This is a genomic window from Nitrospirota bacterium, from assembly GCA_026387665.1.
Classification (GTDB): domain Bacteria; phylum Nitrospirota; class Nitrospiria; order Nitrospirales; family Nitrospiraceae; genus Palsa-1315.
In genome coordinates, this window is record JAPLLG010000007.1 from 50362 (window position 1) to 75261 (window position 24900).

Annotated in this window: 31 protein-coding genes and 2 tRNA genes; 16 read left to right on the plus strand and 17 right to left on the minus strand. The window is 58.8% G+C overall.

From position 1 onward, the window contains the following. Positions 1–10: 10 nt before the first annotated feature. The 6 genes from NT179_04410 to NT179_04435 all read left to right on the plus strand — a co-directional run bounded on the left by NT179_04410 (position 11) and on the right by NT179_04435 (position 4603). Positions 11–1153, plus strand: coding sequence for a 50S ribosomal protein L11 methyltransferase (locus NT179_04410; GenBank protein MCX5721259.1), 1143 nt, complete (start codon positions 11–13; stop codon positions 1151–1153). After that, the gene (locus NT179_04415) at positions 1150–2178 is read left to right on the plus strand and encodes a hypothetical protein (GenBank protein ID MCX5721260.1); all 1029 of its coding nucleotides are present in this window, start codon (positions 1150–1152) and stop codon (positions 2176–2178) included. The genes NT179_04410 and NT179_04415 overlap by 4 nt, the downstream gene beginning before the upstream one ends. After that, a complete protein-coding gene (locus tag NT179_04420) occupies positions 2168–3400 on the plus strand; it encodes a nucleotidyltransferase family protein (protein MCX5721261.1) in 1233 nt (410 codons plus the stop codon). Before NT179_04415 ends, NT179_04420 begins: the two co-directional genes overlap by 11 nt. A 98-nt stretch (positions 3401–3498) precedes the next feature. Beyond that, a tRNA-Arg gene (locus NT179_04425) sits at positions 3499–3575 on the plus strand. A 174-nt stretch (positions 3576–3749) separates the two neighbouring features. Beyond that, positions 3750–4160, plus strand: a complete 411-nt coding sequence (locus NT179_04430; protein ID MCX5721262.1) for an Lrp/AsnC ligand binding domain-containing protein — start codon at positions 3750–3752, stop codon at positions 4158–4160. Next, positions 4157–4603 carry a hypothetical protein gene (locus tag NT179_04435; protein ID MCX5721263.1) on the plus strand — a complete coding sequence of 149 codons (447 nt, stop codon included), beginning with the start codon at positions 4157–4159 and terminating at the stop codon, positions 4601–4603. Before NT179_04430 ends, NT179_04435 begins: the two co-directional genes overlap by 4 nt. A 172-nt stretch (positions 4604–4775) precedes the next feature. On the opposite strand, the gene NT179_04440 is transcribed toward NT179_04435, so the two are convergent. The 12 genes from NT179_04440 to ald all read right to left on the minus strand — a co-directional run bounded on the left by NT179_04440 (position 4776) and on the right by ald (position 15271). After that, a complete protein-coding gene (locus NT179_04440; GenBank protein MCX5721264.1) occupies positions 4776–6179 on the minus strand; it encodes a sigma-54 dependent transcriptional regulator in 1404 nt (467 codons plus the stop codon). Next, positions 6179–7342, minus strand: coding sequence for an ATP-binding protein (locus NT179_04445; protein MCX5721265.1), 1164 nt, complete (start codon positions 7340–7342; stop codon positions 6179–6181). Before NT179_04445 ends, NT179_04440 begins: the two co-directional genes overlap by 1 nt. A gap of 37 nt (positions 7343–7379) precedes the next feature. Next, positions 7380–9629, minus strand: coding sequence for a 4-alpha-glucanotransferase (gene malQ / locus NT179_04450; protein MCX5721266.1), 2250 nt, complete (start codon positions 9627–9629; stop codon positions 7380–7382). 197 nt (positions 9630–9826) lie between these two features. Continuing rightward, complete coding sequence (locus NT179_04455; protein MCX5721267.1) at positions 9827–10210, minus strand: cytochrome c; 384 nt, start codon at positions 10208–10210, stop codon at positions 9827–9829. A 16-nt stretch (positions 10211–10226) separates the two neighbouring features. Continuing rightward, entirely contained in the window at positions 10227–10382 is a 156-nt protein-coding gene (locus NT179_04460) for a hypothetical protein (protein ID MCX5721268.1), read from the minus strand. A 51-nt stretch (positions 10383–10433) separates the two neighbouring features. Continuing rightward, positions 10434–11126, minus strand: a complete 693-nt coding sequence (gene queC, locus NT179_04465) for a 7-cyano-7-deazaguanine synthase QueC (GenBank protein ID MCX5721269.1) — start codon at positions 11124–11126, stop codon at positions 10434–10436. 140 nt (positions 11127–11266) lie between these two features. Next, positions 11267–11851 (minus strand): TraR/DksA family transcriptional regulator, encoded by a 585-nt coding sequence (locus NT179_04470; GenBank protein MCX5721270.1) that lies wholly within the window; start codon positions 11849–11851, stop codon positions 11267–11269. Between the two features lie 108 nt (positions 11852–11959). Beyond that, entirely contained in the window at positions 11960–12484 is a 525-nt protein-coding gene (locus NT179_04475; protein ID MCX5721271.1) for an adenine phosphoribosyltransferase, read from the minus strand. A 3-nt stretch (positions 12485–12487) separates the two neighbouring features. Beyond that, positions 12488–13456 (minus strand): sigma-70 family RNA polymerase sigma factor, encoded by a 969-nt coding sequence (locus NT179_04480; protein ID MCX5721272.1) that lies wholly within the window; start codon positions 13454–13456, stop codon positions 12488–12490. A gap of 27 nt (positions 13457–13483) precedes the next feature. Beyond that, on the minus strand, positions 13484–13780 hold the full coding sequence (locus NT179_04485) for an acylphosphatase (protein ID MCX5721273.1): 297 nt from the start codon (positions 13778–13780) through the stop codon (positions 13484–13486). 272 nt (positions 13781–14052) lie between these two features. Beyond that, positions 14053–14129, minus strand: a tRNA-Pro gene (locus NT179_04490). A gap of 38 nt (positions 14130–14167) precedes the next feature. Beyond that, complete coding sequence (gene ald / locus NT179_04495; protein MCX5721274.1) at positions 14168–15271, minus strand: alanine dehydrogenase; 1104 nt, start codon at positions 15269–15271, stop codon at positions 14168–14170. A gap of 168 nt (positions 15272–15439) precedes the next feature. Between ald and NT179_04500 the strand changes: the two genes are divergently transcribed. From NT179_04500 to NT179_04515, 4 genes are all read left to right on the plus strand, one after another. Then, the gene (locus tag NT179_04500) at positions 15440–15823 is read left to right on the plus strand and encodes a hypothetical protein (protein ID MCX5721275.1); all 384 of its coding nucleotides are present in this window, start codon (positions 15440–15442) and stop codon (positions 15821–15823) included. Positions 15824–15840: 17 nt separating this feature from the next. Continuing rightward, the gene (locus tag NT179_04505; protein MCX5721276.1) at positions 15841–16191 is read left to right on the plus strand and encodes a (2Fe-2S) ferredoxin domain-containing protein; all 351 of its coding nucleotides are present in this window, start codon (positions 15841–15843) and stop codon (positions 16189–16191) included. Between the two features lie 21 nt (positions 16192–16212). Continuing rightward, positions 16213–16626 (plus strand): hypothetical protein, encoded by a 414-nt coding sequence (locus tag NT179_04510; protein MCX5721277.1) that lies wholly within the window; start codon positions 16213–16215, stop codon positions 16624–16626. A 68-nt stretch (positions 16627–16694) separates the two neighbouring features. Next, entirely contained in the window at positions 16695–16922 is a 228-nt protein-coding gene (locus tag NT179_04515; protein ID MCX5721278.1) for a hypothetical protein, read from the plus strand. Between the two features lie 165 nt (positions 16923–17087). Here NT179_04515 and NT179_04520 read toward each other — a convergent pair whose 3' ends face one another. Together NT179_04520 and NT179_04525 are read right to left on the minus strand one after the other, a co-directional pair. After that, complete coding sequence (locus NT179_04520; GenBank protein ID MCX5721279.1) at positions 17088–18134, minus strand: squalene/phytoene synthase family protein; 1047 nt, start codon at positions 18132–18134, stop codon at positions 17088–17090. Positions 18135–18136: 2 nt separating this feature from the next. After that, positions 18137–18577 (minus strand): cupredoxin domain-containing protein, encoded by a 441-nt coding sequence (locus NT179_04525; protein MCX5721280.1) that lies wholly within the window; start codon positions 18575–18577, stop codon positions 18137–18139. A gap of 217 nt (positions 18578–18794) precedes the next feature. Here NT179_04525 and htpX point away from each other — a divergent pair, with 217 nt between their 5' ends. Next, positions 18795–19682 (plus strand): protease HtpX, encoded by an 888-nt coding sequence (htpX, locus tag NT179_04530; protein MCX5721281.1) that lies wholly within the window; start codon positions 18795–18797, stop codon positions 19680–19682. 38 nt (positions 19683–19720) lie between these two features. On the opposite strand, the gene NT179_04535 is transcribed toward htpX, so the two are convergent. Both NT179_04535 and NT179_04540 read right to left on the minus strand, forming a co-directional pair. After that, positions 19721–20005, minus strand: coding sequence for a hypothetical protein (locus NT179_04535; protein ID MCX5721282.1), 285 nt, complete (start codon positions 20003–20005; stop codon positions 19721–19723). Positions 20006–20034: 29 nt separating this feature from the next. Beyond that, entirely contained in the window at positions 20035–20670 is a 636-nt protein-coding gene (locus tag NT179_04540) for a hypothetical protein (GenBank protein MCX5721283.1), read from the minus strand. Between the two features lie 153 nt (positions 20671–20823). Here NT179_04540 and NT179_04545 point away from each other — a divergent pair, with 153 nt between their 5' ends. Next, the gene (locus NT179_04545; GenBank protein ID MCX5721284.1) at positions 20824–21246 is read left to right on the plus strand and encodes a hypothetical protein; all 423 of its coding nucleotides are present in this window, start codon (positions 20824–20826) and stop codon (positions 21244–21246) included. Positions 21247–21252: 6 nt separating this feature from the next. Beyond that, entirely contained in the window at positions 21253–22227 is a 975-nt protein-coding gene (locus NT179_04550) for an MFS transporter (protein MCX5721285.1), read from the plus strand. A gap of 12 nt (positions 22228–22239) precedes the next feature. Here the strand turns inward: NT179_04550 and NT179_04555 are convergent, their stop codons facing one another. Beyond that, positions 22240–22458, minus strand: coding sequence for a hypothetical protein (locus NT179_04555; protein MCX5721286.1), 219 nt, complete (start codon positions 22456–22458; stop codon positions 22240–22242). A 186-nt stretch (positions 22459–22644) separates the two neighbouring features. On the opposite strand from NT179_04555, the gene NT179_04560 reads away from it, so the two are divergent. The 3 genes from NT179_04560 to NT179_04570 all read left to right on the plus strand — a co-directional run bounded on the left by NT179_04560 (position 22645) and on the right by NT179_04570 (position 24862). After that, on the plus strand, positions 22645–23091 hold the full coding sequence (locus tag NT179_04560; GenBank protein ID MCX5721287.1) for a GatB/YqeY domain-containing protein: 447 nt from the start codon (positions 22645–22647) through the stop codon (positions 23089–23091). 72 nt (positions 23092–23163) lie between these two features. Further along, positions 23164–23802 (plus strand): response regulator, encoded by a 639-nt coding sequence (locus NT179_04565; GenBank protein ID MCX5721288.1) that lies wholly within the window; start codon positions 23164–23166, stop codon positions 23800–23802. A 55-nt stretch (positions 23803–23857) separates the two neighbouring features. Beyond that, complete coding sequence (locus tag NT179_04570) at positions 23858–24862, plus strand: diguanylate cyclase (protein ID MCX5721289.1); 1005 nt, start codon at positions 23858–23860, stop codon at positions 24860–24862. Positions 24863–24900: the final 38 nt, after the last annotated feature.

A 24900-nucleotide genomic window follows, 5' to 3' on the forward strand; every position in this document is an offset into this window, starting at 1 on the left:
AGGCCGCTTCTTGTCGCTCATCCTGGATGAACACCGCCAGTACCTCTCCGATCTGGCTCGCCTAGCCGCCTTTCGTGCTGCCATTCAGGAAGTCATCAAGCCTGGCGACGTCGTCGTGGACCTTGGTGCAGGAACCGGCATTCTAGGCCTGCTCGCCTGCCGAGCCGGCGCTGCACGCGTCTACTCGATCGAGAGCACCGGCCTGATCCAGCTCACCAGAGACATCTGCGCAGCCAATGGATGCAGCGATCGAACCCAGTTCATCAACGAGCTGTCCGCCCAAGCCTCGCCCCCGGAACTGGCGGATGTCGTCGTCGCCGACCAGATCGGCTGTTTCGGTTTCGAAGCAGGTCTCTTTGAATATTTCCGTGATGCGCGAACTCGATTTCTCAAGCCAGGCGGAATCACGATTCCTTCGCGAATCGACCTAGTCGTCGCACCGATCGACGCGCAACAGCTGCGAGACCAGGTCGAGTTCTGGAATACGGCCCCAGCAGAATTCGACTTTCGTCCGGTCAGAGCCCTCGCGGTCAATAGCAGCTACCCGGCCACCTTCACCCCTGACCAACTCCTAGGTGACCCGGCGATCCTGGCTTCCCTCGCCGCCTCCAATGCGCCCCCGTCCTTCCTGGGTCTGACGGCGACTGCGACGGTCTCCCGACCTGGGACTCTTCATGGAATTGGTGGATGGTTTTCAGCAACTTTGTCTCCATCGATCACGCTGACCAACTCGCCCCTGAGCGAAAACAGGATCGATCGCCAGAACATGTTTTTCCCCATCGACCAGCCGGTCCCTGTCGTCCTCGGTGACCGCATCCTCATCACCATGAACATCCTGCCGACTGACATGGTGATCACCTGGAACGTGGCTGTACTGGGAGCCACCGGAGACGTCATCAAGGCCAGCTTCTCCCATTCGACCTTCCACGGCATGCTCCTATCGAAGGAATCGTTACAGAAAGCCAAGCCTGATTTCGTCCCGATCCTCACCCCCAGGGGCGACGCCAGACGAACAGTCCTGGAACTCTGTAATGGCAAGAGCACTCTCGCGGAAATCGAGCGCGAAACCTACCGGCGCCATTCAACACTGTTCCGCAGCCTCGATGAAGCAGCGAAATTCGTTACCGAAGTCACGACCCGCAATACCCTATGACCCTCTCGCTGGATCGGCCATCCCAACTCCTCTGCTACCAAGTCAGCGGCATCACCCTGGGCAGCGACGTACCGCTCTTGGAGCTGGCTCCCACTGAAGGTCTAAACCCTGCCGATGGCTGGGACATCCGCGTCCGTTTTCTTCCTGAGTCGACTCAGTCCCTCTGCCCCTCCTCCTGGTTCCTCACCATGGCATTGCCGGGCGAGGAGCCTTGGTTATCTTGCGCAGACATCGAAGAGCAGGCCCTGCTCGGAGGCAAGCCAGGCTATCTTCTCCGCTTGCATGACCTAGCAGATTTCCTGGTGGACCGGCAGGGAACGGATGTCGTCGCGCTGGCCAGCCACGAGACGCCGCCGGAGACGCTGCATCACATCCTCTTAAACCAAGTGCTCCCATTGGTGCTCAATCTACGAGGACAGGATGCACTCCATGCCACAGCCGTGCTGACGCCTCAAGGCATCTGCGCCTTCGCCGGACCGGCCGGCGTCGGCAAGTCCACGCTGGCCGCCAGCTTCCTGCTCGCTGGCTATCCGGTGATCAGCGACGATTGTCTCGTGCTCAAGGAACAGGAGGGCAGGATCGTCGCAGTGCCAGGCTATCCAGGGCTCCGGCTCTGGGACGATGTCGCCCAAAGTCTCTCTCTCGATCCAGGCCACCTCAGCTCAGTGGCCCATTACACAGCAAAGCATCGTTTGCTTCTCCCAAACCAAAGCCAGGCCTTTCCAACTGAGCCACTCCCACTCACTCGGCTCTACATCCTCTCGCCACCCGAAGCCCCTGAAGCTCGCAACAAGGCAGCAGCGATCAGTCTCCGGCCATTCCAGCCGCGCCACGCCTTCATGGAACTCCTCTCCTGCCTCTTCCGACTGGACATCAGAGACAAAACGATGCTGGCCAGGCAGTTCTGCTTTATCGAACGGCTCGTGGACCAAGTTCCCGTCAAACAATTATCGATCCCTCAGACCGTCTCGGCCCTGCCAGCGGTCCGTGATGCAATCCTGGCCGATCTGCTCCATGAAATCTGACCAGCAAGACAGGCTCTGCTTCCCCTTGAGCCATAAAGACGAAGTACTCCTCTGCCTGGCCCATCCGAAGCTGAGCACGAAACGGAGCCAACGATTAGCCAACCTCCTGGTTTCCCCCACGGACTGGGCGGAACTCCTCGACCAGGCAGACCGGCATGGGATCACACCTCTGCTCCATCATCACCTGAAGCAGGCTCCCGCTCTCACGATTCCCGAGACAACAAGAACGACATTGGCCGAGAGATCCCGTTCCTGCCTGGCCTGGAATCTCCGCCTCAGTCACGAACTGCTCTATCTCTTAGACCGATTCAACGAGGCAGGCATTCCCGTCATGCCCTTGAAAGGCCTCTACCTGGCCGATCTCCTCTACAAAGACTCCGCCCTGCGCCCGACGTCGGATCTCGATCTCCTGGTGAAGGTCCAAGATTTTGAGGCAAGCCAGCAGATCCTCGAAGAAGCAGGCTGCACGAAACTGGCGGATGAGGAGCAAGGAGCGGAATACCACGTCTCCTATGTCACGACCAATGAACGAGCGGGACACGTGCTGATCGAATTACATAGGGCCCTGGGGGAAAGTCATGTGGCAGGACTCGACATCGAAGCGGTCTGGCGCTCGGCTACTCCGATCATCTGGGAAGGACGGACGATCTGGACAATGGCCATCCCGGACCTCTTCCTCTACACCTGCCTCCATGCCGTAAAGGATGGGCTGGCCTCGATACGATCCTTACTCGACATCACTTTGTTGCTGGAGCGCTATGGCCAGAACTTGCCCTGGCAGGAACTGACACAACGAGTGAAACAAGCGAGGATCGAGACCCCCGTCTCTCTCAGCCTTCTCTTGAGCCGTGAGCTGTTGGAAGCCTCTCTCCCCTCAGAATTTCTGGCAGCCATCCGGCCCTCGCGAAACCTGAGCCGGCTCCTCGGCCAGGCGCTCTTCAGATGGAGAGGCGGAGTCCTGCATGTGCCGCAAGAATTGCTCGTGGGACCCTTCATGGCCCTGCTGATGTTGTGCTGGGAGGACTCGCTCAAAGGAAAACGGCGGCACCTACGTCGCAACCTACTGCCCTCAGAGAAGCTGCAAGGCCGCTGGATATCGCAAACGCACACCTCGACACCATTCCGTCGCTACCAGGCCTGGCTCTGGGAAATCTGCCTTCGTCTCACCAGTCAACTGACTGCCCGCTCCCATTCCAGACAGCCAGGCGCTCCGCGCCATTAATCGACAGCGGACGTATCAGGCGCTGCTCCTGTCACGTCTTGCACGAAAGGCGCTTGAGGCCATCGGTTCAGTCGTGTAAGGTATTGCCACATTGAAATGCCCCCGTAGCTCAGTTGGATAGAGCATCGGTTTCCTAAACCGCAGGTCACCCGTTCAATTCGGGTCGGGGGCACCAATCACATAGGTTCGTGTCTGCAGGCACAGCTTTCTGACATTAATCCTCATACCCCTCGTCCGCTTTCCCATGTTTCCTTGCCACGCCGAAAGGGCAGAGCTACACTTTCCCTACTCGCTACGGTGGACGATTCCTCGACCATCGCCGACTCATCGTCTGTAAATGAGGCCCTGCATGAAGAAGACAAAGCCTGCCGCCGCAGCTCTCTCCAAACCATCGAAGAACGCTTCCGCATTGACAGAAACGCCAGGCATCCGCTACCGTGCCCCAGAATCTGCCAGTCCCACGGTACCCTGTACCATTCAGGCTCCCGTGGACGGCGGGGTGGTCATGTCGGATCGGGCCTACATACTAATCGATGTCCTGCCGGGACGGACGAGCGATGTGGTCAAGGCTCTCTCCGAAATCACGCAGATCAAGACCATCGACCCCTGTTGGGGGAAACCGGATATCATTGTCATAGTGGAAGTCCAGAACCAGGATGCGCTGACCCAGTTGGTACTGAGCCGGATTCACGAAATCGATGGTGTGTCGAAGACCGATACCCATCTCGTCTATCGCTTGAAGGACAATACCGCCGCATGATCCGCAGGCTTCACCTCCTCAGCCTCGCCCTCCTGATCATCTGGGTCTCCGCCTGTGCAGGCCCTCCCATCCCCCATGAGCCGGACCTGGTCGACGTGACGCTCCAAGCTTCGGCCGACCGGGTGACAACTGCCGTCATACAGATCCTGACCGAGGGAGGCTACTCCGTCGACCGGACGGATGACCAGAACCTGACGACCGGCTACCGTCAAGAAATCAGCGGCCCCTGGGACTGGTTGCTCCGTTGGCGCTTCGGCACAGGCCGAAGCCGCGTAGAAGCCATGGTGACGCCGGCATCGGAGTCCAGCAGCAGACTACGCTTAAACGTGCTGTATGAAGGCAAGGACGGGCTATTCACCCGGTGGGAAGATTCACCGACCGCACAACCGCAGAGCGCCCAGAATCAATTGCGATTGATCAAGAACGCGCTCCAACTCCTCTAGCAGGATGCTGAAAAAGTCCGCCAGCGTCGTTTCCAAAAGCCGTAAAAAGTAAGACGTGAAAGGCAAACGGCGGACTGCTAAATGCTCCATCTTTGAAACATTTCACGTTTTACGTTTCACCTTTTACGAACAACAAGGACGGCCTTTTTGAGCATCCTGCTAACCCTCTCTGCTATTCTTTCTCTCCGCTCTCGGCATCGTCGCCAAGATCCAATCCGAACCGTTCAGCCATCCGGTACAGAGTCCGGCGGTCGATCCCAAGCACCTTGGCGGCTTTGACTTTATTCCCCTTGGTTTCCTTCAGAATGCGGACGAGATGGCGCTTCTCAACCTCTTCCAATGTCAGCCCCCCCTCATCGCTCTGACCGATCGCCCCGGCTGTTTCATGAGGTGACGGCACGGTCTGACGCAACGTGGCGGGCAAATCATCCGGCGTCAGGAGCGGACCATGACTCAGCGACACAGCCCGCTCAATGGCATTTTCCAACTCGCGCACATTGCCGGGCCACCGGTACTGCGTCAACAGCGCCATCGTCTCCGGCAGCACCCCCCGCACCGCATGCGCCGCCCCCATCGCGCATTTCTGCAAGAAGTGATGGACCAGCATCGGGATATCCTCCCGCCGTTCCACCAACGACGGCAAGGTGATCCGCACGACATTGAGCCGGTAAAACAAGTCGTCCCGGAACTTCCCCTCCTTGACCAACTGCTCAAGATCTCGATTCGTCGCTGCGATGATCCGGACATCGACCTTGGTGGACGTCGTGCTGCCGACACGGCGGACTTCATGATCCTGCATCACCCGCAGCAACTTCACTTGCAAGGCCTGCCCCATCTCGCCGATTTCGTCGAGAAACAACGTGCCCCCGTTCGCCGCTTCAAACAGGCCGACCTTGTTGCCCACCGCGCCGGTAAAGGCCCCCTTCTCATAACCGAACATTTCTGATTCCAGCAGCGTGTCCGGCAGGGCCCCGCAATTTACCGGAATGAACGGTTTATCCCGTCGAGGCCCGTTCGCATGGATCGCCCGCGCAATCAGTTCCTTGCCGGTCCCGCTTTCTCCCTGGAGCAATACCGTGCTCTTGCTCTCAGTTACCCGCGCCACCAGCTTATAGACCTCCAGCATGGCGGGGCTGCTCCCCACCAAGGGAGACCATTCATCTTTACTCTTCAACTCTTCGCGAAACCGCGCATTTTCCCGCACGAGCCGGCAATGGTCGATGCTCCGCTTGACTACCAGTTTGATATCTTCTTTCTTAAAGGGCTTGGCGAGATAGTCGTAGGCCCCCTGCTTGATCGCTTCAATCGCGCCCTCAAGAGAGCCGAACGAGGTCAACACCACAACCGCCGTATCAGGGCTCATACGCTTGAACTCGCGCAAGACGGTCAGGCCATCGACCGCGCCCATACGAATATCTGTCAGCACGAGATCGACGCGCCCCTGGCGTCCACGCGCGATGATCGCTTCTCCGCTGCCGAAGGCTTCCACGGCATAGCCTTCCTTCTTCAAGGCATCCGCCAGCAGTTCGCGCGCCACCGCATCGTCATCGGCTACCAAAATATTCGCTGGCTGCATCAGTTCCTCTCTGTCGCGTGAACCGGCTCGTTTTTCAATCCAGGCAAGGTGATGGTGACGGTGGTGCCACGGCCCATCTCGCTCTCAAGCGCCAGACTGCCCCCATGGGCCAGCACCGTTTCGCGGCTCAAGAATAGACCTAATCCTGTCCCCTTGCCAACCGCCTTGGTTGTAAAAAACGGTTCAAAGGCTTTCTGCATATCGGCCTCTGGCATGCCGCAGCCCGTGTCCCTCACCGCCACTGTCACCACCAGGGACGACATCGACTGGGCCACCCGCCTGCCACGATCGAGTTCGTCCGCTGAGGCAGCACGGGCTCCGACGACCACTCTTACCGATCCATGTGAGGGCGTGGCCGCTAAGGCGTTGGCCAGCAGATTGACCAGCACTTGGTGCATCTTCTCCGCATCGGCCCAGACGAGCGGAAGGTCTCCGGGGATTTCAACCGCCAAGGCAATCTCTTTCGCATGAAAGGCCGGCTCCATCAACGCGGCTGCAGGACTGATCACCTGCCCCACCGGCAACCAGCTCGGCTCCGGCTGACGCTGCCTGGTGGAGGACAATAAATCCTGAATGATCCGAACGACCCGCGTAAGCTGCTCATCGATGACCGTCACCCGTTTCTTCATCTCAGGCGTCACACCCGGCTCTTCCGCCAACGCTTGCACATGCCAGGCGATCGAGTGCAGCGGCGTGCCAACCTCATGCGCGACGGAGGCCACCAACTGCCCCACCGCGGCCAGCCGCTCCGAACGATTCAGCTGATCTTTCGCATCGACCAATTGCGTATTGGCCTTCAAAAGATTTTCCGTTTCTCTGGCGAGCGCCGCGCGCGCCGCCTCTTCTCGCGCCTTGCGTTCCTCCCAGGTCATGCCGATATAGGCCACGACCAACAGCACGCCTGCCACCACACTGCGATTGATCACCGCCGCCTGAAACCGCCCTGGCTTGGTCGGTTGCAACAATCCCATATAGGTCGCCACGACACAGGCCAGCACCGTGACCAGCATCAGTCCGCGATGACGCACCGTCGCGACCAATAAAATCGGCAGCACGAAACCATAGGCCCCGACGATATTTGCCGGAGCGGCCATTTCCAGAATGACGATCGCCACGAACACCGCCGCCGCGATCGCCAACACAATGCGATTTTGTTTCAACATGAAAATGGGAGACACCTACGCTTCTGCATATCAGGCATCATTGTAGCGGACGGATCGAACGCAGGACAGCCCCCAGTTGTTTCATTCGCTCATCACAGAGGATTGCCTCAACCGGGAGCGCATACTTACGGGTCCAGTTCGGATGGCTGTCGACCGTCCCGGGAAGATTGGTTTGCGACAGTTCGCCCAAGCCGTCCTCCAGATTCGCCAGCACGAGACAGGACTGTGTGCGAGCCAAATAGCAATGAATCGCTCGGCAGAGATCCGCCGTCATGACTGGCGCGGTGGCCAGGTCTTCCGTCACGCCCTGAGGCAGAAGGCCTTCCCGATCGAGGGCACGGAGCATGCCGACCTTATCGCGCTGCCGCTCCTCCCAAGCCAAATGGCGCGCCGCGTCATCGGCAAAGGCGCCCAACCCCGCCCGTACTCGCAGATCCTCGCCGGACCAAAATCCGGCAAGCGTCGGCAAATCATGCGTCGTGGCCACAGCCAACGACTGAGCCGGATAGTCGCCAGGCTGCTTCCAGGCTCCGTCCCAGCCACGCTCGAAGTAAAACACGCGATAGGAGAGCACGCGCGCCTTCGCCAACTGTTCCCTGACCCAATCTGGCACGGTGCCGAGGTCTTCGCCGATCACCAAAGTTTTAGATCTCACGCTCTCCAATGCCACGATCGCCAACAGGTCATCGAAGGGGTACTGCACATAGGTACCCTCCGATGCAGGCCTCCCGCGCGGAATCCAGAAGAGACGACAGAAGGCCATCACATGGTCCAGTCGAATAGCCCCGCCTAACCGAAAGTTATGGCGCAGCAACTGGATTAATAATTCATAGCCGCTGGCACGCAGTGCCTGAGGATTGATCGGAGGCAGACCCCAGTTCTGCCCCTCTGGCGCAAAGGGGTCAGGGGGCGCGCCGCAGTCCGCTCCAAAGGCCAGCACCGATTGATAGATCCAGGCCTCGGCCCCATTCCGATCGGCCCCAAGCGCCAGGTCATGATACAGCCCGATCGGCATGGCCAGCCGCTCAGCCGCCCGCTGAATATCGGCCAACTGTTCGCTCGCGACCCACTGGATATATTGAAAGAAACGAATGCGCGTCCGATGTTGCGCCGCATAATCACGAACCGGCTGGCCCAGCGTCGCAAACTCTGCTGGCCAATCGTGCCAGGTAGCCGACTTGGACTGAATCAGCCGACGGTCTTCCTCCAGGGACTGGAAGATGGCATACGACTCAAGTGGCTGCCCCTCAGCCTGGATGAACCGCTCCAACAGCCTGGCTCGTTCTATGCTCGGCTGGAGATTCGGCTCCTCGCCACTATAGGCCTCTTTCAAAAACTCGCGATAGGCCAATTCGAGCATGGCCCGTTTGGCGGTCGCGATGGCGTCGTAATCCACACGCCGACTCTCTCGTAACGCCTGGAGCGTGGCCTGAAACGCTGGAGCGAGGAACTGCCGCTGCACCTCCTCCGACCGATGGAATTCAGGCAACAACTCAAGATCGATATAGAGTTCATTCAGATAGAGCCGGCTGGAGGGCGCATAGGGGCTGATGTGATAGGGCGTGGTATTCCGCAGCGCATGGAGCGGATTCAATCCGATCACTCCTGCGCCGAGTTCCTTTCCCGCCCATTCCACAATCCGTCCAAGGTCCGTGAAGTCGCCGCAGCCCCAATTCCGATCGGAAGATAACGAATAGAGCTGCAAGGCTAGCCCCCACAACCGCTGGTTCATCTCGATCGAGGGCGGAACATAGCACTGGCGGGGTGCCACGATAATGCGCGTCGTTCCCTCCGTCCCACCGACCAACCCCTCGGCCCGTACCAGCAACCGGTAGTACCCGAGCGAAAGACCGGACGGAGCAGGAATCTCAAGACGCACATGCCTGCGGCCATCGAGAACACGGACCTCCACAGCGGAAAGCCCAGGCCCTGCCTGACCTTCCCGCACCACCCCATTCGCTTCGTCGAAGATCTGCCACTCCAGCACGACCGATTGTTCGTTCCCCTCTTCGCGCGCCAAGCAATAAGACAGAGGAGCGCCCGCCTCACCCTCACGTAAAACCAGGACAGGATCACAAAGACGGCGCCACGGAGCCTCGTCCCATGTTTGCAATGCCTCTGTTAGCGAGGTGATCGAATCGACCGTAAAGCCCATGGCAGCCAGAAGGGCTCGCCTAGTATCATCAGACGTGCAATGGAGCGTCCCTGAGATATCGTGGTAGTCAGCAACGATGCCGACACGTGCAGCGAGGGTGGCAAGAAGCGTCTGTTCGGTCTGATCCTGCATGAAAGAGAGTCTGAGCGAAGGCCTTCAGCCTGTCAAGCTATCCCGTTGTTCTTACAGATGAATTCGCGATAACCCCCTCCATGTCGCCAGCAACATGGACCTATACTGGCTCGGCATCAGCACCTACGAAGGATTCCTGTAACGATGAACCGACGATTTGGCGTATCACACGAAGAGGAAAAGAAGGGAGGGAGAAGCTACTGGATGCCGGCTTGGCGCTGGAGCCACCGGACATATTTCACGATCTGATCGACGTCTTCAGGAGTGACGCCTTCGACTTTCGGCATGTTGCCGAATTCCCAATGGTGCGCCTTCACTCCGTTGGCCGCGGCCCGTTGGAACGCGGGATCGCCATGATGGTTCGGCTCATAGATCTTATGCACCAACGGGGGGCCATGGTCGGTTCCTGCCGCCTGGTTTCCGTGGCAAGCCGCGCAGTTGGCGGTGAATTTCGTTTCACCAGCTTGGAGCTCGGCTGGCGCAGGACCGCCTCCAGCCGCTTGTTTCGGCTGTGAGGAATCGCAAGCCACGAAGAGGCCCACCACCAACAACCATATGCCGATCTGAGATCGTGAGGTCATGACAGGTACCATAGAATCACAGCCGCTGATCCGGCCCCTTCTGCTGCCCGAACTGATCGCGCAACATCTGCTGCGTACGCCGGAGTGTGGTCCGGCGATAGAGACGGGCGCCGATCGGCACAAGCACGATCAGGCCGATCGTGAGATACATGAAGAATTCTTCCGGCGACATGAGACAATCCCCTTGCTGACAGTGAACGTGTTACGTCTCACGTGTCACGGGTTATAGCGCATACGAGACAGGATCTACAACCCCGACCTTCGCAAACCCCTCCCGCCGGATCACGCAACTGTCGCAGCGCCCGCAAGCCTGCTCCTCCACGGGGTCGTAACAACTATGGGTCAGATGAAACGGCACGTGGAGTTCGATCCCTCGCCGGATGATGTCCGCTTTCGTCAACATCAGCAAGGGAGCTTTCACACGTAGCGGAATCCCTTCTGTGCCGGCTTTCGTGCCTTCCTTCACCGCTGCTTCAAAAGCACGAATGAACTCAGGCCGGCAGTCCGGATAGCCGGAATAGTCGAGCACGTTCGCGCCAAAGTAGATGAACGACGCCCCCACCACCTCCGCATGAGCCGCCGCAATCGAAAGGAAGATGAGATTCCGTCCCGGCACATAGGTGATTGGAATGCCCTGGCTCCGCTCATGGCCCGCTCGATCTTTAGGCACGGCCGCCGACCCGGTCAGCGCAGATCCGCCGATGGCGCGAAGGTCCAACTCCATCACCAGATGATTCACGACGCCGAGGGCCGCGGCAACCTGCTTGGCCCGCTCCACCTCCACAGCATGGCGCTGTCCATAGGCCATCGTGAGGAAGAAGAGCTCACAGCCCTCCTCCTTGGCAATAGCCGCCGTGACGGTGGAATCCAGTCCTCCGCTTGCCAAGATGACGGCTCGATTACTGGCTGGCTTCATCACACCCATTCCTAGAAACGACGCAGGATAGCCAGCGAGGTCGCAACACGCGAGCCTCGCCTCACAAGGATAAAGGATGGATCATGATTGACGGATACGGACCACGGAAGGCGGGAGATCACCGATCGCGAGGGACACCACTAATCGCGATCTTCTTCTCGCTCGATTTTTTCCAGCAACTCTTCTTTCGACTGGCACTCGACGCAGAGCTTCGCAAAAGGCACGGCTTCCAGCCTCCGCTCGCTGATCTCGACGCCGCATTCCGCGCAAATGCCGTAGGTGCCCTCGGTAAGCCTCGTCAACGCCTCATCGATGGCCTGCCGACGACGATTGCGCATTTCCATCAAGGAAATACCCAACTCGCGATCGAGATCCATGAGGGCTTGATCGCCGACATCGCGCGCGGATTCAAGGCGGCGCTGTTTATCCTCGATGAGGGATTGGCCCAGGCTTCCTTCGATCTCTTTGATAATTTCCTGACGCTTGCGCATCAGCATCTGCTGAAGGACTTCGCGTCGATGCTCCCGATCCTCGCGCTCTTTCGCCGACTCTTTGGGTCTGGCGGCCAAGGGAGACACGGCCATACTGATGGGCCTTTCAACCACGACGGCTGCGGCAGGCTTCGGCTTGCTCACTGGCTTAGCTGTCTTTGTTGTCTTTACGGCCTTTGCTGGCGCCTTGGCCTTCGCCACTGGTTTCTTCTTGGCGGGGGTTTTTGTTGCCATGGCGGATCCTACTCCTGTGATGAACGTCGAATAGCCGAAAAAAGTTCGGCATTCATAGCACGGCGCATGGTCTTTGACAAGAGGTTGGAACGGAGGGACCAGAAGCCCCTAGGGGTAGAAGATGGTCGAGTGAACGGGGTAGCCGGCCAGTTTGTCGCGCCCCTTCAGGCCCTGAAGTTCTACCAGGAAATCGAGTCCGACGATCTCGCCACCCACCTGGCGAACGAGGGACACAGTCGCAGCTGCCGTGCCCCCTGTAGCCAGCAAATCATCCACGATCAAGACCCGTTCCCCCTCGGCAATCGCATCGCGGTGGATGGCCAGGGAATTCGATCCATATTCAAGGCTATATTTGACTTCAAAACAGTCAGCGGGCAACTTGCCTGGCTTCCGGACCGGAACAAACCCGGCATTCAACCGGTTCGCCAGCATCCCTCCGAAAATAAACCCGCGGGATTCAATGCCGATGACTTTGGCGATCCGCTGTCCCTCATAGTAGGCGGTCAACTCATCGGCAATCGACGACAAGGCTCGGGCGTCCTTGAGCAACGTCGTGATGTCGTAGAAAAGAATACCCGGTTTGGGGAAATCGGGCACTTCGCGAATGAGGGACTGATAGTTCACGGTGGTCATCGATCAGAGCAAGTCGGACTGTTTCATGGTTCTACGTTCAATCGTATGGCGCAAGCGAGCTAAGGCGGCCATTTCAATCTGCCGGACCCGCTCACGGGTCAGCCCCATCTCCCGGCCGATCTCTTCCAACGTCTGCGACTCACTTCCATCGAGCCCAAACCGCGCCACAATAACAGTTTGTTCTTTCTCCGGCAACTCCGTGACCCAAGTCATCATCTCTTCCCGCCGCATCACCCCCTCGGCCGTATCGGCAGGAGAGATACAGGCAGGATCCTCGATCACATCGCGCAAGAAGGTATCGGCGCCATCATTAATCGGACTGTCCAGCGAACAAGTCGTCCGGACCACTTGCCTGAGATCCAAGACCTCTTCGTCCGTCGTCTTCATCTTGACCGCCACTTCCGAAGCGGTCGGCTCCCGTCCGAGTTCCTGGACCAGCTGCTCCACTTTCCCAAGATAGCGATTCAGCCGCTCCACCACATGCACCGGCAACCGCACGAGCTTGCCCTGATTGATAATCGCCCGTTCGATGTACTGCCTGATCCACCAGGAGGCGTAGGTACTGAAACGAAATCCTCGCTTATAATTGAATTTCTCAACGGCCTTGATCAGCCCGAGATTGCCCTCTTCGATGACATCGGAAAAGGGGAACCCGCGATGCATGTAGCGCTTCCCGATGCTGATCACCAGGCGGAGATTCGATTCGATCATCTCCTGGCGCGCCTGCTCGTCGCCCGCCATGATCCGCTTGCCCAGCTGCTGCTCTTGTTTAAACGTCAGCAAGGTCGAGTGACGAATCTCGCGCAAGTAGCACTTGAGGGGATCCAATCCTTCAGAGCGTTGGCTCGACTTCTCCTCGCCGGCAGACGACTCGTCCCCGCCCGACGATTCGGACGTATCCTCGTCGTCGCGGTCGACGGTCTGTCGGCGCGCTTCGCCCCGATCCTGTAACTCCTCGCCCCCTCGCGCCATGCGTGCCGTCGCTCCTGCCTTATTTGCTCAGTACCAGACTTGAAAGTTCGAATATCGCCCTGTCGCCTGGCTCCACTCTACGTCAACCGATGCCACTCGCGAGGCCGGCGGCCCGACCTGTAAATCTTCAATCAGAGTTAGAACCAGGTCTTTGAGACCTTCAACCTCAAGTTCGACCCGGCCATCATCGAGATTCCTGACTCCCCCGCAGAGGCCTCGTTGCGTAGCGACGCGAGCCGCAAAGGCTCGATACCCGACGCCCTGGACTTTCCCCGTTACCAGCAGTCTCGCGCGGACGCCTGCTTGCTCAATCGAATCGGACATACACCAGATGGACAGTCGGTTACGAAGATGCCTATCCAACGAACGAATACTCTCACACCTCCGCAAAGGCGTCACGCGTTTTGCGATTCCACGCGCGAGAACTTCGCACAACGGTTCTGAAAAGAAAAGGATGGAAACGAAACGGCGCCTCGACCGGCTCCACCAAGAGAACCGCGCAGAACATGATTGGGATGGAAAAACTAAAAGGGAAACGCCGGAGGGACTCTCCGCCAGCCGGAGGGACTCGGCTGGCGGCACGAAGAAGCTCTGTTTGGTCGGGGCGACAGGATTCGAACCTGCGACCCCTGCGTCCCGAACGCAGTGCGCTACCGGGCTGCGCTACGCCCCGACAAAATCAACAGAACCACGAAGCGAAGAGGGATTGTCTTACATCAGAGGGTCAAAACGCAAGCCATGGGCATCGGCCACCCCGCGACAGGTAATTTTGCCGCCAGCCAGATTCACCCCTTTCGCCAGCCCCGCGTCTGCGCGAACAGCCGGCTCCACCCCCTGCGAGGCCAGGAGCAGAAGATAGGGCAGCGTCGCATTGGTCAAGGCAACTGTCGAGGTGCGGGAAACAATCCCCGGCATGTTGGCCACACAATAATGCAGCACCCCGTCCACCAGATAGACCGGGTCCGAATGGGTCGTGGGCTTCGTCGTCTCGAAACAGCCCCCTTGATCGACCGCCACGTCCACCACCACAGATCCTGGCTTCATCCGCGCCACCAGTCCACGCGAGACCAGCTTGGGCGCGCGGGCTCCCGGGACAAGCACCGCCCCGATGACAAGGTCCGCGGCGATCACCGACTCCTCGATCGCAGCCTCCGTGGAGGCGCGGGTGACGATCCGTCCGCGATACAAATCGTCGAGCGACCTGAGCCGTTCAAGGTCAAGATTGACCACTGTTACCTGAGCCCCCATGCCGACGGCAATTCTCGTCGCTGCGCTCCCCACGACCCCGGCCCCCAACACCACGACCCTCCCCGGCTCGACGCCCGGCACACCGGCCAGGAGCAACCCGCGTCCCCCTTGCGTCTTTTCCAAATAACGCGCGCCAACCTGCACCGACATCCGCCCGGCGATTTCGCTCATCGGCTTGAGCATCGGCAAGGTGCCGTCTTTCGCCTCGATCGTCTCATAGGCGATCGCCGTGATCTTAGTCTCCATGAGGGCCTTGGTAAGCTCAGGCAAAGAGGCCAAATGCAGATAGGTAAAGAGGGTCTGGTCTGGACGGAAGAGGTGGCACTCGGAAAGCAGCGGCTCCTTCACCTTTACAATGAGCGTCGACTGCTGAAACACCTGCTCTTTTGATTGCGCGATGCTGGCGCCGGCGGCCCGATAGTCCTCATCTGAGTACCCGCTGCCCACCCCGGCCGATGGTTCGACCCAGACCTCATGGCCTGCTTGACGCAACGACCGCACCCCATCGGGGGTGACACTGACACGATACTCATGATCCTTGATCTCTTTCGGTACCCCGACGACCATGATTCTTCCTCCTTGCGCGATCAATCTAAAAACTCTTCGCCCATTATATACAACAGGGGTGAAAATGCACGGCGGGACCAGCGGCAACGGCCCTCTCAAGTAGACAGTGCGCGCAGGCCTGGTGTAAGATTCGCACGCTTTAGCTCACGATCGACAGAGGGAGGCTCTATGGGTTCCGTATCTGGATCCTGCAATGCCTGCGGCGCCACCGGCACCGCGCTCATGAAGTTATCGCTCGGGAAGGACTTTTTCGGCCGAACCTACGATCGGCTGTCCCCCTCGACCGATCAAAGCCCGAAATGGTACTGCGAAGGCTGCTCGATGCAGAAAAATCTCCAACGGGATTTTCGCGATATCCTGGGTGAGTTCGACAAATTCGCGGCTGGCCAAGGCTCCACCCTGTCCAGCCAGGAAGAATTTCAACGGGCCTCCTTACGGCTGCGGGAGATCGCCGCGATTCTCGCAGGAGCGGCAGGCCAGTCTTTATTCCTGACCGCAGCCGACGTCACACAACTCATAGGCCGTATGCAGACCACCACGGTACGAGCCTAGACGAACAGGAATCATTCGTGTCGACCTTTACCCGTCATATTTTCGTCTGTACCAACCAGCGAAGCCCCGATGATCCACGCGGGAGCTGCTCGAAGCTCGGATCTGAAGCGCTCCACGCCTGTTTCAAACAGGAAGCGAAACGGCTGGACTTGAAAAACGTCGTCCGCGCCAATAAAGCCGGCTGTCTCGACCATTGCGCCGAAGGGCCGAGCGTCGTCATCTACCCAGAAGGCGTGTGGTATCAAGTCAAAACCGAAGCCGACGTGACGGAAATCATGGAGCGCCATGTCGTCAAAGGCGAAGTCGTGACCCGTCTCGTCTTGCCCGGCCATCCAGCTCCCATGACCGTCCCTCCGCTTAAACCGTAGCACCGCACCACAAGGACCCTTATGGCCGTCGAAGAAAAATGGAAAGCCAACCTGGAAAAGGTGGCCTTCATGAAACAGTTTCCCGGGTTACTCGGAGACTGGACAGCCTTGGCGGGGAAAACCATCATCGACGTCATCCCCCTCAAAGGGAAACAGGGAGCCGCCGTGCTGGTCTGCGCCGATGGCACCTTTACCATCCTGCCCCCCATGGCAACGGAACCCTACGAGCTGGGCGAAGCCCTGACGGTGGCGCGGTCGCTCCTCGAACTGACGCACCAGACGGCCTACGTGGAATATGACCGGCTGGCCAAAAAAGACAAAGACGCCCTCATGGCCGCCAGAGCCGATAAGATTCTTGGAGCGATTCAGAATAACCTGGAACAGATTCCAGAGCTGAAAGATCGCTTGAAAGAACTTGTGAAGGAGTGGAAGTGAGCGACAGCCTCCCAAACAGAAACATGTTCGACATCTTTTCCCAAGGTCTCTTTGAAGGAATCAAACCTATGATGATCATTCGTGACCACCTCGTCCGCCATCCAGACCGTTGCACCCACCAAGGCATTTGCATGCCCATCTGCCCGACCGGCGCCTGGCTCTCGACTCCTCCCTACAAGTTCGATCCGTCCCGCTGCCTGGAAAGCTGTCGTCTCTGCCTGGATGCCTGCCCCTCGCAGGCAATCTATGGGGTGTTCAAGAAGGGCGAAAAGATGCTGGAGCCGCAGAAAAAGTAGCAGGGTAGCCTGGGTTAGCCCCCTTTGCTCGCAGAACGCGCACGATGAAATGGTGCTCGTTCGATGCGCGCAGTAGGGGACCAACCCAGGCCACCCCTATAATGGACGAAGAGAAAAACAAAGTTTTCTCCCCCCAGAGCAGGCTACGAACTACCCCACCAACTGCTAGATAATCTGCTTTCTTAGTCGTCCCCAATAGGCAGTCCCCACGTAACCGCAGGCGCCGGTGAAGGTCGTGAGGGCCATGATCTGGTAGACCTTGCTGCGGGGAATCTTCACTCTCACGGCAGGATTCAAGAGATCGGGCGAATTCATGACCAGCTTGAGCGATTCGCCGGCCGACAGAATCGGCCACATGCAGGACAGCCGCAACCGCATTTCACCGCGCGGGATCGACATCGTATAGAGCCAGCCTTGATCGAGATGTTCCACCGCCATACGGACCAGCTTGCGCAAGACCGGCTGAAACCTGGCGCGGTTCCGCTGGTCTAGTAAGTCCTGTGCGGTCAATCCTGCTTCGGCCAGCATGGGCGCCGGCACATAGCAGCGGCCATTGTGGAGATCATGCGCGATGTCCTTCACAATATTCGTGAGCTGGAGCCCCTTTCCGAATCTCACACCGACCTCCGACATCTCCCGCACCTTCCAGTGAGCCAAAGCCTTCCGATGCGCACACATCAAATCGGTCCAGAATTCTCCCACACAGCCGGCCACGTAATAGGTATAGCGGTCCAGCTCCTCCAGCGTCTTCAGCCCCGTGAGCTCTGCAACTGAATTGCCGGGGAACACGGCGAGGTCCATCTCCATGCCCTGCGTGAGCGTCGTCATGAGCCGCTGGATACGGCGGCGATCGTCCGGCGACAAGGCCTGCAAGAGCCTGAAGCAGTCCTCCAGCCGTTCAAGCAGGATCCGCTCGGAATGGTTCTGTTGGACCGGCCCCACCGCCTGCTGAATCTCCTGCACCTGGGTCCAGGCAATCTGATCGCTCATGAACTGAGCCTTGAGTTGGCCGAGCAAATCCAGCCGCCGCGAACGGTCGATCAATTCCGTATCCGCAATCGTGTCCGCTGCCCTGGCAAACAGATAGCCAAGACTGACTTGATCGCGCACATCCGCCGGGACCACGACCAGCGTCGTGTAAAACAGACGGGACACTTGCTTGAGAAGGTCGCGAAGTAGTTCCTGTTTGGAAATCTCTCTGTTCGTCGCCATATCTATCGTACTTCCAAGATCCCTTCCATCCCCTTGTCTCGATGGCTCGGCATGGGCCAGAGCCGTTTATCGCAATAGATGGGAAAGGTGCCGGGCTGAATCGGCGTAAATGTGATGGTGACTGTCTTGCCGGCGCTCACCTCCTGTTCGACGAACAGGCTTCCGGCTGGATCCTTGATGATAAAATTATGCGGAGTAATCGTCGTCACACTGATCAAGGTCAGTTCAACCGGCTTCCCTGCTTCGACAATCAGATGGCTTGGGCTATAGGAGTAGCTCTCCAGCGTAACCCTGGCTCGCTGCACCCCGTCTGCCGCCACAGGGATCACCAACGAAGGGCTTGACTGAGAGGGCTCTGCCGCAAGCACGACCGGCTCGCCGACAACTGTCAGCAACCACACAGTCGCCAACACAGGGGGCCATCGCCGCAGCGTCTTCATCATGAGCCACTTCTAACAGGATGGGCTTGACGGGTCAACTTACCCAAAACTTCAGCCACTTCCGGCACCTTGACCTTGGCCGATTCGGCGTTATGCTCAGTACCATCGCCGTGAATTCGTTCGATTGAGATGCATTTCAGGGAATCGGTTAGTATAATCTCTCTCACTGGTGACTCGCCCGAATGACAAGGCGGGTCGATAGTCTTGAAGGAGGATCTCGATGAAGTGGATGAAGGGTACGTTCCTACTGTTGGCCGCCAACATTCTGATCATGGTGACGCTCTCGCTCACCGTGCCGTTACTGATCAATATCGTGCTGCCGATGTTCGGGATCGATCTCAGAGGATCGGTCGATCTGAGTTCGTTAGTCTGGGCCCTTGTGCTCGGCTTTGGCGGCGCCTTTATCAGTTTGGCCTTTTCCAAACAAATGGCGCGGGCCATGTTGGATTGCCGCCAGATCACGCAACCCCAGTCCCATGCCGAACAGGTCGTGTACGGCTCCGTCCAGGAGATCGCGCAGCGGCTTCACATTACGATGCCTGAGGTTTGGGTCTACGAATCAGCTGATCCCAACGCCTTCGCAACAGGCCCCAGCAAGAACAACTCCATGGTGGCCGTCTCGACCGGCTTATTGACGCATCTGCAGGAGCAGGAAGTGCGGGCCGTCCTCGCCCACGAAATGGGCCATGTCTACAATGGGGATATGTTCGCGACGACCGTGCTGGCGGGACTGATGAATACCTTCGTGTACTACATCTCGATGTGGGTGCGCCGGTTCTTTGCGGAACGCGATCAAGCGATGCTCGGTTTCGGGCTCTCGATCGTGCTGCAGATCATCGTCAGTGTCCTGGCCTCGGTCCTGATCAGCTGGTTTTCACGGCAGCGCGAATATGGCGCGGACGCCTTTTCCGCCAAGGTCTACGGCAAGGCCTCGATGATCTCGGCCCTTCGCGCGATCGATCGCTGGGTCACCAGGTCGCAGATCGAGTACTCGTCACAGGATGCGCTGGCGACCATGAAGATCTCCGGCAACTCGTCGGGGTTCATGCATCTCTTCGCTACGCATCCGCCGATCGAAGCGCGTATTGACGCCTTGGAACGACTCTAACCGAACGCGGCAACGGGACAAGTGCCTGCTGACGCTCCTCACACCTTTCGGTAAAACGAAATATTGGCTCTATATTCCTGAATCGCGGCAGCCAAGCTCTGGCTGCCGCGAGGGATATTCGCCTCCAGGGCATCTTCAATCGCGGGATCATCGATCTCCACGTCATAGCGATCCTGCACGTTGGTCCTGACGGGGCCCTGCGTGATATCCCGCGGCATGAAAATCTCTTTCCAGACTTCCTTCTCGACCAGACAGACGTCTCTGAATCGCTCATAGAGCAACGTCAGCTTCTCTTGATCCGTAACCTTAATACGCTCTCCCATCCTGTTCCTTTTCTCTGTTGTGAATGACGCTACTTATGCGGACTCACGCCGGCAGGAGCAACCTCGACAATAGTAAACCGCATGGTGCCGACCTGATTGCCTGCATGAAAGGACTGTTGCCCAAGCGGCGTGATGAACAGTTTCACCAGATAGGTCCCGACCGCCCAGGCCTCTCCTGACCTCTTGAGTTCCAAAAATCCATACCGTTCATGCCCCGGCACTTCCAGGGTGTCCTTGCCCAGCGGCACGGACGAGAGCAGGCCCTGCTCCCCCTCCTGAAACCATTGCGCGCTGAACTGAGTCGGATCTTCCAGCGGAGCTGATTCGAACACAATATAGATCGCGGGAATATCAGCAGGGAAGACCGATCCAGGCTCGACCGGCTTCAACCGGGGATCTTGCGTATACCAGCCTTTTCGTCCGAACGTATCCCACTCAACGTCATAGCCCTTGGCCATTTTGATCCAGGTGAACAGGGATTGCGGGATGCCCTTCTTCTGTTCGTCGAACGAGGGACTTTGCGTGGGGTCGGCCTCGGTCGTCGCTTGCTCCTTCGGCGCGAAGGAATCACGCGCCTCAGCTCCCTGCCAGAAACAAAGAACGAGACTCCATCCGGCAAGCATGCTCACCAGGGCCTGCATTCCGATTCTTCCCGCCTCTCTCATGGGAGCCACCCTCGACCCTCTCTACTCATCTGGTATGGTATCGAGAGCGCAGCACGGGGTCAACAACCGACTGGCCGAACGGCTGATCTATGTACGCTCTGCCTCCGCGTCTGTGCTAGGCTCGTTCACCATTTCCGCTCAGGAAACAATCGCGTGCAGCTGACACCGTCCGAGACTACGCAAGAAACTGAACCAGCCAACCCCCAGCCAACAAGTACCGGCGAGCGAGGGCTTCGCTACGGCCTCCGGGATGGAGCCTGCCAGGCCGTCACACAGGGAAGCGGCGAACAGTACCTCTCGGCCTTCGCCCTGCTCCTGCAGGCCAGTCCGTTTCAATTAGGTGTGCTGTCGGCCTTGCCTCAACTCATCGGGACGGGAGCCCAACTCGTCTCCGTCAAGCTATTACATTGGTTCCCCAACCGCAAAACCCTCATCTCGGCCGGCACCGTCGGGCAAGCCCTGGCCTGGCTGCCTATCGTGCTGCTCCCGCTGCTGCTGCCGGAATGGGGCCCCTGGCTCCTCGTGGGTGGCGCCGCCGCGTACTTTGCTTGCGCCCACTTCACCACCCCGGCCTAGAATAGCTTGATTGTCGATTGGCTGGACCAACATGAGCGGGGCGCCTACTTCGCACGCCGCGCCCAAATCCTCGCCAGCCTCAGCTTCGTCGCGCTCTGTGGAGCCGGATGGATCCTGAGCCTCTGGCAAGACTCCACGTCCGTCTGGTGGGGGTTCGTGCTGATCTTCGCCTTGGCCGGAAGCGCCCGTCTCCTTTCGGCCTTGGCCCTCTCCTCAGTTCAGGACCTGCAGCCCACCGCCAAGCTCGAAGCGCAGCAAGGGTTCCGCCTCTTCTTTCGGCAACAGACGACGAAAGACTTCCGTTGCTTCCTGCTGTTTTCAGGCCTGATGCATGCGTCCGTGCTGATCGCCGGTCCGTTTTTCGTCCTCTACATCCTGCAGGACCTGCACCTGTCCTACTTCCCCTACGGAGCATGGCTGGCGGCAGGCCTCCTCGGGCAACTCCTCACCCTCCATGCCTGGGGTCAACTCGGCGACCGCTTCGGGAACAAGGCCCTGCTCTCCATCACCGGCTTCATGGTGCCATTTTTACCGATGCTGTATCTCGTGAGTACGAATCTCTTCTTTCTCCTGACTGTCAGTTTTCTGGGCGGCGTCATTTGGGCCGGCTTGGCCTTGGGACTACAGAACTATGTGTTCGACTCGGTCAGACCGGAAGACCGCGCAAAAGCCATCGCGCTCTACAGCACGGTCAACGCCATCGGATGGTCGGTGGGAGCCTTGACGGGAAGCTGGCTGGTGGAACATCTGCCTGCACGCATCGAGTGGGCCGGAGTCATCCTCCAGCCGGTATCGAATTTACCGTTTGTCTTTTTTCTCTCAGGCCTCTTGCGGCTCATGGTCTCGGCCAGCCTTCTCGGCACCTTCCATGAAGCGCGCCACGTCGAGCGAATCCCTCGCCGGCAACTCCTCTGGGAATTGCCCCTCGTGAAACCCGTGGCGCGGCTGGTTGGCTGGATCAGGCCCAAATCGAATCACTAACCCTCCGCCCAATCATGGCATGGGCGGCTGGGCGGCTCGCCCCCGTTCCTCTTGCTTGAGCTTCTCGAAGGCCCGATCGGCATGGCTGCGCACTTGGTCCGCTGTCGGCTCGGAAGGCCCCTTCGGCGCTTCACTGGCGCAGGCTCCGACGACCAAGACCAACACCAGGCTTATCAGACCCGCGCCCATGGTCCATAGCCAATTCGTGGCACTGACATGAATCGTCACCATAGAATCCCTCCCGCGTGAACACGTTAGCTCAAGCTCACCGCCGCATGTTACTTTACGCCCCCGACCACCGGAACACGACCCGCCTGCCTGTCGACGGATTTGCGAATACGATACTACATTGACTAGGTCCTGACGACGCGGTATTCTCAGCCATATCCCATCTCAATCTACAGCTCCTGAGGCTCCATGTCGCTACACGACCGTCTGACCGAAGATCTTAAGCTCGCCATGAAGGCCCGCGACCAACTGAGGATGGACGTGATTCGCATGGTCAAGGCTGCCGTCATGAACAAAGAACTGGAGCTCAAGAAGGATCTCGACGATGCGGAAATGAGCCGCGTCATGACGACTATGATCAAGCAACGGCGGGAATCTGTCGAGCAATTCGAAAAAGGCAACCGCGCCGAGCTCGCCGCCAAAGAACGGCAGGAAATTGTTATTCTCGAATCCTACCTCCCCCAAGCCATTTCCATTGAGCAGCTCGCCACCATCGTGGACGCCGCCATTCAGGAAACCGGCGCGCACTCGCTGAAAGAAATAGGTGCGGTCATGAAGGCGGTGATGGTCCGCGTGGCCGGGCAAACCGTCGACGGCAAACAGATCAGCGAACTCGTCCGCTCCAAGCTCCAGTAGCCCGATCGGCGTCTGCTATACTGAAGGGAGCCCGCGTGCACGGCTAAGTGCGCGCGCCCAACAGGAGTCGCTATGGGCATTCTGATCGTCGACGATTCTCCAGACCAACAGGCCATCCTCCGGACCATCCTCGGGAAAGCCGGCCATCAAGATCTCCTGAGCGCCGAATCGGCCGAGGCCGCATTCCCCTTGCTCGGCATGAACGGCCAGGCGCCCTCCGCACCGATCGACTTGATTCTGATGGATGTCCTCATGCTGGAGATGGACGGGGTCGAAGCCTGCCGCCGGATCAAGGCCTGCGCCCACCTCCGCGACATTCCGATCATCATGGTCACGGCCAAGAGCGACCACTCCGATCTCCAGGCGGCCTTTGCGGCCGGCGCCATCGATTTTATCACCAAGCCCGTGAACAGTATCGAACTCCTGGCGCGAGCCTCGTCCGCACTGGCCCTGAAAAATGAAATGGACTGCCGCAAAGCGCGCGAGGCGGAACTCCAGCGAAGCAACGAAGAACTCCAGAAAGCGCTCCGGGAGGTCAAGGTCCTCAGAGGACTCATCCCGATCTGCGCCTCCTGCAAGAAGATCCGCAATGACGGAGGATTCTGGCAGCAGTTGGAAGAATATATCGGCGAGCATTCCGAAGCCGAGTTCAGCCACGGCATCTGCAAGCCTTGCGTCAAAAAGCTTTATCCTGGAGTTTATCAAGAGTAGCTGCTACGATTTTTTTCAAGCGAATCGTTCGCCTATTTACGGGATAGACACAACCATGGCCATCTTAATCGTTGACGACTCGGCGGATGACCGCCTCCTGGTTCAATCGATTCTCTCGGCTGCCAACTACGATCATGTCCTGACCGCTGACTCGGCCGCCGACGCATTCCATCTGCTCGGACTCGACGGCGACCAGCACGAAGCCGCTCGCATCGACCTCATCCTCATGGACATCATGATGCCGGACATGAGCGGCATCGAAGCCTGCCGCCAGATCAAAGCCACCGAACGGTTCCGGGACACACCCATCATCATGGTCACCGTCAAAACCGATCCCGTCGAGCTCCAACTCGCCTTTGCCGCCGGCGCGCTCGACTACATTGCAAAGCCCGTCAACAAGGTTGAACTGCTGACGCGCGTCCGATCCGTCCTCCGGCTGGTCCATGAGATCGATCGGCGGAAGGCGCACGAACAGGAACTGCTGGAAGTCATGCGTCAGCTCCAGGAAGCCAACCAGATGCTCCTGCGGTTGTCCAGCCTGGACGGCCTCACCGGCATCACCAACCGCCGGCAATTCGACGACTTCCTGGACCAGGAATGGCGCCGCGCGGTCCGAGAGGTCGCGCCCCTCTCCCTGATCATGCTCGACATCGATCGGTTCAAATCCTACAACGATGCCCTCGGCCATACGTCGGGCGACGAATGCCTCAGGCAGGTAGCCATCGCCATCTCGGGGGCCGTCAACAGACCGGGAGACCTGGTCGCCCGGTACGGCGGTGACGAATTCGTGGTCGTCCTCCCCGGCACCCGCACGGACGGAGCGGCGCAGGTAGCGGAAACACTTCGCCAGCGCATTCAATCCCTCGACATCACCCACTCCGATGGCAAATGCCTCACGATCAGCGTCGGCTCTGCCAGCATCATCCCGAGCCGGAACAGCTCCGCCACCGAATTGGTCAAGGCCGCGGACCAAGCGCTCTATCAAGCCAAACAGGAAGGCCGCAATCGGGCCAAACAAGCCGGCATTCTCACGCTCGTCCCTCACTCCGACGAGGACTGACGATCGCTCGAACCTCCCTCTCACACATTAACCGCCTT